Genomic DNA, 7,010 nt, shown 5'->3' on the forward strand with positions numbered 1-7,010 from the left:
TATCACAACGGGGAAGGTCGCAGATTGAGCAAGATGAAAAAACGGGCGCGACAGGTGCGCCCGGTATTGAGGGATGCGTAGAGGGATTACGCGTCGTGATCTTCCCAGCTACGGGCACGCGCCACGGCTTTCTGCCAGCCGCTATAGCGAACGTTACGCTCCACGGTTTCGATGCTGGGGCGGAATTCACGCTCGATAGTCGCTTTGCTCTTCACTTCATCCAGATCGTTCCAGAAGCCCGTGGCAAGGCCAGCCAGGAAAGCCGCACCCAGTGCGGTGGATTCACGGACTTCCGGGCGTTCTACGCGCGTGCCGAGGATATCGGACTGAAACTGCATCAGGAAGTTGTTGGCCACCGCACCGCCATCAACACGCAGTGCTTTCAACCGCGTATCGGCGTCGGCCTGCATCGCATCGAGTACGTCGCGGGTCTGGAAGGCGATGGACTCCAGCGTTGCACGGATAATGTGGTTCGCGTTCACGCCGCGGGTCAGGCCAAAGATCGCGCCACGGGCGTACGGGTCCCAGTAAGGCGCGCCCAAACCGGTGAAGGCCGGTACAACGTAGACGCCGTTAGTGTCCTTCACTTTTGTGGCAAAGTATTCGGAGTCCATTGAGTCGCCGATCAGTTTCAATTCGTCACGCAGCCACTGGATAGAGGCACCGCCAACGAACACGGATCCTTCCAGCGCGTAATTGACTTCGCCGCGTGGGCCGCAGGCGATGGTGGTCAGCAGGCCGTGTTTGGACAGCACCGCCTCTTTACCGGTATTCATCAGCAGGAAGCAGCCGGTGCCGTAGGTGTTTTTCGCCTGTCCAGGGTTGACGCAAAGCTGGCCGTACAGCGCCGCCTGTTGATCCCCTGCGATACCGGCGATAGGAATACGCGTGCCGCCTTTACCGCCGATATTGGTCTGACCGTAGACTTCTGAAGAGGCGCGCACTTCCGGCAGCATTTCACGCGGGATATCCAGCGCTTCCAACATGCGCGTATCCCATTCCAGCGTATGAATGTTAAACAGCATGGTGCGGGAAGCATTGGTGTAATCCGTTACATGAACACGCCCTTGCGTCATTTTCCAAATCAGCCAGGTATCAATCGTACCAAACAGCAGTTCACCACGTTTGGCGCGTTCGCGGGAACCTTCAACGTGATCCAGAATCCATTTCACCTTGGTGCCGGAGAAGTAGGGATCGACTACCAGACCGGTAGTGTTACGAACGTACTCTTCCAGCCCGTCTTTCTTCAGCTTTTCACAAATTTCAGCGGTACGCCGACACTGCCAGACGATGGCGTTATAAATCGGTTTGCCGCTCTCTTTTTCCCATACGACGGTGGTTTCACGCTGGTTAGTGATACCAATGCCTGCGACCTCATCCGAATTGATGTCGGCCTTGGCCAGCACTTCGACCAGCGTGGAACTTTGCGAGGCCCAAATTTCCATCGGGTCGTGCTCGACCCAGCCCGCTTTCGGATAGATTTGGGTGAATTCACGCTGCGAGATGCTCACGATATTAGCATCATGATCCAGTACGATGGCACGGGAGCTGGTAGTGCCCTGGTCGAGCGCGACAATGTATTTTTTTTCCGGGTTCATAAATCCAATCCTGTAATGATTAACCGTGAAATAGGATGGTCGTGGCGTTAAGTTTAACGGCTTTCACGACGAGGGGTAGCTTCTGCCTCGGGTTCGCACACATCGCATGGCAGATTACGGCCAATCAGCGCGCGATAACCGACGGCACCCAGACAGGCACCGATAATGGGGCCAAAAATAGGAACCAGAAAATAGGGAATGTCGCGTGCGCCGGTAAAGGCCACCTTGCCCCAGCCTGCCAGGAAAGCGAACAGTTTAGGCCCGAAGTCACGCGCCGGGTTGAGGGCGAAGCCAGTCAATGACCCCATTGATGCACCAATAACGGCAATCAGAATACCGATTAACAAAGGCGCGAGTGGCCCGCGTGGGATGCCGTTACCATCATCGGTCAGCGCCAGAATCAGGCACATCAGGATGGCGGTGATGACTGTCTCAACTAACAGCGCCTGCATGACGGAAATGTGTGGATTCGGATACGTTGAGAAAATGCCCGCTAAGTTCAGGCTTTCCGTGCTGCCGCGTACCATATTGTTGGTTTGTTCAAAATCGACAAACAGATTGTGATACAGGCCGTACACCAGCGCAGCGGCACAAAATGCACCAGCAATCTGCGCCACAATGTAGGGCACGACCTTGCGCCCATCGAAGCAGGCAAACAGCCACAGGGCGATGGTGACGGCCGGATTGAGGTGAGCGCCGGAAATGGCGGCAGTCAGGTAGATTGCCATCGCCACCCCCAGACCCCAAATGATGCTGATCTCCCATTGTCCGAAGCTGGCTCCTGCCAGCTTCAATGCGGCGACACAGCCGACACCGAAGAAAATCAGCAGGCCAGTACCGAGAAATTCGGCGATGCACTGGCCTTTTAGCGTTGAACGTTCTGCTTGGCTCATATTTTTTTCCTGCTAGGTAACATACAGAGTGGTAGGTCTAAGGATACCGTCTGGCGGCACCCTCTGTTTTAAATGTATTTATGATGTGAATTTATCGTTAATGTTCGAAAACGAGAAATATCGAAATTGAAATGTGTGTTGCGTGTCAAAAAAATGAGCGTATTCGCCTATAAAATGACTCGCGGTGATTTTTCACGCATGGCAAAGAGTAACGCTCGCGTTAAATTTATTAACACAATCGGTGTCGTGGAGAAGCGTTCGCGGTGGTTTTACATGTGTACTGCCATTTTTCAGTTTCTACTGATAGTGTTACGTAAGAAAAGCTGCCACACTCGCGTAGTAAGGGATGTCTGCTAGACAGAGGACTATTGGCTACATACAATTTCGCTATGGTCTGTCTTGCCAGCCGTCCCGTGGTCAGGATTATGTTTACGGACGGATGACGCGACACCGTGGGGTGTTGGTTAAGAGTCCGAAAGCCAGCGTTAACCGATCTTTGCCTTGTTGCGATTAAAAGGGGTTTGAAGAATGTCATTTGAAGTGTTTGAAAAGCTGGAAGCGAAAGTTCAGCAGGCGATTGATACTATCACGCTGTTGCAAATGGAAATTGAAGAGCTGAAAGAACAGAACAACGCGCTGTCGCAGGATGTTCAGGCGGCGGCAGGTTCGCGTGAGGCGCTGGTGCGCGAGAACGAACAGTTGAAAGAAGAGCAAGTGGTGTGGCAAGAGCGCCTGCGCGCGCTGTTAGGCAAAATGGAAGAAGTCTAATCGGAATTTTGACAGTTTGAGAAACCTATTCCACTGAATTAGAACGGTGATAATGGGATAGAAGAGTAAAGCGTCCGCGCCAGGGACAAAAGCGTCAGTGACGCTTTTGAACGTCGCTTGCGACGGCCCTGTAAGGGTGAATCTCAGGGATGAGATTCATATTGCGCGGCTCGAGCGTACAGGGATGCATTCACAGCGTCTTTACGATCTACCCATTATCATCGCTCGACGCCATCAATTCCCCAACAATTCAACGATATTATTCAATATCCAGCGGGTCTTCCGCTAAAATGATGCCGGTATTGTCGGCATACAGATGGTCACCGGAGAAGAAGGTGACGCCGCCGAAATTGACGCGAATATCGCTCTCGCCGATGCCTTCGCTGCTGGCACCAACCGGAATCGCCGCCATCGCCTGAATACCGATATCCAGCTCGGCCAAATCGTCAACCTGACGCACCGCGCCATAAACGACAATGCCTTCCCACTCATTTTGCGTCGCCAATCGGGCGATTTCCGCGTTGATCAACGCACGGCGCACGGAGCCTCCGCCATCGATCAGAAGCACGCGCCCGAGGCCGTTTTCTTCCAAGAGATCGAACAGCAGGCCGTTATCCTCAAAACATTTCACCGTGGTGATTTTGCCACCAAATGAAGTACGCCCGCCAAAGTTAGAGAACAGAGGTTCAACAACATTCACCTCTTCGTGGTAGATATCGCACAGTTCGGAAGTATCGTATTTCATAGGATTAACGTCTGTTTGCCGCCGGGATCATGAGTATATCCCTTTCTGGCGGCTGTTGGCAAAATCATCAAATGTTAACTTGATGCGCATCAGTAAATGCGCGTCGCTTTTTGCCCACGCTTAACTCAGTATCACGCCAACGGCGAACAGAATGTTGGTCAGCAGCGCGCCTTTCACCGTTTTTTCCAGCATTGGGCGCATGCTGAAGGCGCTGGTTTCACGTAGCACATAGCGCGCCTGTTTAATCAGCAACGGGAGCGCCAGAATAAACAGCCAACCCGCCAGACTGTGCAGATAAAATGTCGCAAACAGGCCGAGGCACACCGGAGCCAGCAACAGCAGCATCGTGTGGTAGAAACGCGCTTTTTCCGCACCAAGACGCACCGCCAGCGTGTTTTTGCCGCTGATGCGATCGTTGTCGATATCGCGCAGATTGTTGATGTTCAATACCGCCGTTGCCAGCAGGCCACAGGCCGTGGCAGGTAATATGACGATGCTGTCAAAGTGCCCGGTTTGCAGGTAATACGACCCTGCGACGCTGAGCCAGCCGAAAAAGATCAGCACCGAGATATCACCCAGTCCGATATACCCATAGGGTTTGTTGCCGACGGTATAGGTGATGGCGGCAAAAATCGCCAGTAGCCCCAGAATCAGGAAACCAAAGATATCTTCGGGCTTTTCACACGCCAGAATGATCAGACTCACACCGGAAATAATGGTAAGCGCGACGGTGACAATCAGCGCATTGCGCAGTTGCGCCAGCGTAATAGCGCCCGTCTGGATACCGCGCAATGGCCCGATGCGTTCTTCGGTATCGCTGCCTTTTATCGCATCCCCATAGTCGTTTGCCAGATTAGAGAGGATTTGCAGCAGTCCGGCGGTCAACAACGCCAGTAATGCTACGCCCGGTTTAAAGCTGCTATGCCAGCTTGCAATCGCCGAGCCAGTGACGATGGACGCAAAAGCTAATGGCAACGTTTGTGGACGCAGGCTATCCAGCCAGGCTTTGGTTTTGCTGCTATGGGTCAATAAGGTCATGGTGTGCTTCGATTTTTATTGACGATTCAATGGCGTGAATCATCCGTTTATAAATAAAAAAAGTCAGTGATGGCGACGTCAGAAACAAAAATGGGAGGCCAGCGCCTCCCATTTTATCGTTAATCATGCGATCTGCGAAAACGGATTATAAGATAAATCGACTCAGATCTTCATCTGCGACTAATTCATCTAGGTGACTACGGACGTAATCTGCATCAATAGTAACACGTTGACCGTTCATTTCGCTGGCATCGTAAGAAACGTCTTCGATCAGGCGCTCCATCACGGTATGCAGACGGCGTGCGCCGATGTTTTCAGTGCTTTCATTGACCTGCCAGGCGGCTTCGGCAATACGACGGATGCCATCGGCGGTGAATGAAATCTCTACGCCTTCCGTCGCCATCAGCGCTTTGTACTGCTCGGTCAGCGAGGCGCTCGGTTCGGTCAGAATGCGCTCGAAATCTTCCGTCGTCAGCGCCTGCAACTCTACGCGAATCGGAAGACGTCCCTGCAATTCAGGAATCAGATCGGATGGGCTGGCAACCTGGAACGCACCGGACGCGATAAACAGGATATGGTCGGTTTTGACCATACCGTGTTTGGTGGACACGGTGCAGCCTTCGACCAGCGGCAGCAAGTCGCGCTGAACGCCTTCACGGGACACATCAGGGCCGGAGCTTTCGCCGCGCTTACAGATTTTGTCGATCTCATCGATGAACACGATACCGTGCTGTTCAACGGCCTCAATCGCCTGCTGTTTCAGTTCTTCCGGGTTCACCAGCTTGGCGGCTTCTTCTTCCACCAGCAGCTTGAAGGCATCTTTGATTTTTATCTTGCGGGATTTCTGTTTCTGGCCCGCCAGATTCTGGAACATAGACTGGAGTTGATTGGTCATCTCTTCCATGCCCGGCGGCGCCATGATCTCTACGCCAACGGGGGCGGCAGCCAGATCGATCTCGATCTCTTTGTCGTCCAATTGGCCTTCACGCAGTTTCTTGCGGAATGCCTGACGTGTAGCGGAAGGCTCAGGTGTGCTTTCTGCCTGTCCCCAATTGTTTTTCGCGGGTGGGATCAGCACGTCCAGAATACGCTCTTCCGCCATCTCTTCCGCACGGAAGCGATTTTTTTCGATGGACTGGAGTCGCACCATTTTGATCGCGGAATCCGTCAGATCGCGGATGATAGAATCCACTTCTTTACCCACGTAGCCGACCTCGGTGAACTTGGTCGCTTCTACTTTGATGAACGGCGCATTGGCGAGCTTCGCCAGACGACGAGCGATCTCGGTTTTACCTACGCCAGTCGGGCCGATCATCAGAATGTTTTTAGGCGTCACTTCATGGCGGAGCGCTTCGTCCAACTGCATACGGCGCCAGCGGTTACGCAGCGCGATGGAAACAGCGCGTTTCGCTTGATGCTGGCCGATGATATAGCTATCGAGTTCGCTGACTATCTCGCGCGGGGTCATTTCAGACATAGTTGATCCTTACGCCTTGGAGGCTAATTCTTCTATCGTGTGGAACTGGTTGGTGTAGATACAGATGTCGCCAGCAATCCCCAGCGATTTTTCGACGATATCACGGGCACCCAGCTCGGTGTTTTCCAGTAAAGCACGCGCGGCGGCCTGCGCATAAGGCCCGCCGGAACCAATGGCGATCAGGTCGTTTTCAGGCTGTACGACATCGCCATTACCGGTAATGATCAGTGACGCATTTTCGTCTGCGACGGCCAACAGTGCTTCCAGTTTGCGTAGCATACGATCGGTACGCCAGTCTTTCGCCAGCTCGACAGCGGCTTTCACCAGATGACCCTGATGTAATTCCAGCTTGCGCTCAAAAAGCTCAAAAAGGGTAAAGGCATCCGCTGTGCCGCCTGCGAAACCCGCGATAACGCGGTCATGATAAAGACGACGCACCTTACGCACGTTGCCTTTCATCACGGTGTTGCCCAGAGTGGCTTGTCCATCAC

At 53.2% G+C, this 7,010-nt stretch carries 7 protein-coding genes; 1 reads left to right on the top strand and 6 read right to left on the bottom strand.

All coding sequences use genetic code 11. The annotated features are described in order from the left end of the window. Window positions 1-86: 86 nt before the first annotated feature. Window positions 87-1,598, bottom strand: a complete 1,512-nt coding sequence (glpK, locus tag OI69_RS11240; protein ID WP_039350153.1) for a glycerol kinase GlpK — start codon at window positions 1,596-1,598, stop codon at window positions 87-89. A 53-nt stretch (window positions 1,599-1,651) separates the two neighbouring features. Then, complete coding sequence (locus OI69_RS11245; protein WP_039350156.1) at window positions 1,652-2,491, bottom strand: MIP/aquaporin family protein; 840 nt, start codon at window positions 2,489-2,491, stop codon at window positions 1,652-1,654. 528 nt (window positions 2,492-3,019) lie between these two features. Between OI69_RS11245 and zapB the strand changes: the two genes are divergently transcribed. Then, window positions 3,020-3,259: a septal ring assembly protein ZapB gene (gene zapB / locus OI69_RS11250; protein ID WP_010281529.1), complete on the top strand. Its 240-nt coding sequence runs from the start codon at window positions 3,020-3,022 to the stop codon at window positions 3,257-3,259. Between the two features lie 259 nt (window positions 3,260-3,518). On the opposite strand, the gene rraA is transcribed toward zapB, so the two are convergent. From rraA to hslV, 4 genes are all read right to left on the bottom strand, one after another. Continuing rightward, the gene (gene rraA, locus OI69_RS11255) at window positions 3,519-4,004 is read right to left on the bottom strand and encodes a ribonuclease E activity regulator RraA (protein WP_039350159.1); all 486 of its coding nucleotides are present in this window, start codon (window positions 4,002-4,004) and stop codon (window positions 3,519-3,521) included. Window positions 4,005-4,124: 120 nt separating this feature from the next. After that, window positions 4,125-5,042 (bottom strand): 1,4-dihydroxy-2-naphthoate polyprenyltransferase, encoded by a 918-nt coding sequence (locus OI69_RS11260; protein ID WP_039350162.1) that lies wholly within the window; start codon window positions 5,040-5,042, stop codon window positions 4,125-4,127. A gap of 145 nt (window positions 5,043-5,187) precedes the next feature. Further along, window positions 5,188-6,519 carry an HslU--HslV peptidase ATPase subunit gene (hslU, locus tag OI69_RS11265; RefSeq protein WP_039350166.1) on the bottom strand — a complete coding sequence of 444 codons (1,332 nt, stop codon included), beginning with the start codon at window positions 6,517-6,519 and terminating at the stop codon, window positions 5,188-5,190. A 9-nt stretch (window positions 6,520-6,528) separates the two neighbouring features. Further along, the coding region (hslV, locus tag OI69_RS11270; protein WP_039350167.1) for an ATP-dependent protease subunit HslV at window positions 6,529-7,010 on the bottom strand (482 nt) is incomplete at its 5' end.

Origin of the sequence: Pectobacterium fontis, from assembly GCF_000803215.1 — a bacterium.
Lineage (GTDB): Bacteria > Pseudomonadota > Gammaproteobacteria > Enterobacterales > Enterobacteriaceae > Pectobacterium > Pectobacterium fontis.

Excerpts from the sequence above, each read along its gene's own strand:
- zapB (WP_010281529.1), top strand. The coding sequence starts at position 3,020 with ATGTCATTTGAAGTGTTTGAAAAGCTGGAAGCGAAAGTTCAGCAGGCG.
- glpK (WP_039350153.1), bottom strand. The coding sequence starts at position 1,598 with ATGAACCCGGAAAAAAAATACATTGTCGCGCTCGACCAGGGCACTACC.
- OI69_RS11245 (WP_039350156.1), bottom strand. The coding sequence starts at position 2,491 with ATGAGCCAAGCAGAACGTTCAACGCTAAAAGGCCAGTGCATCGCCGAA.
- hslU (WP_039350166.1), bottom strand. The coding sequence starts at position 6,519 with ATGTCTGAAATGACCCCGCGCGAGATAGTCAGCGAACTCGATAGCTAT.
- OI69_RS11260 (WP_039350162.1), bottom strand. The coding sequence starts at position 5,042 with ATGACCTTATTGACCCATAGCAGCAAAACCAAAGCCTGGCTGGATAGC.
- rraA (WP_039350159.1), bottom strand. The coding sequence starts at position 4,004 with ATGAAATACGATACTTCCGAACTGTGCGATATCTACCACGAAGAGGTG.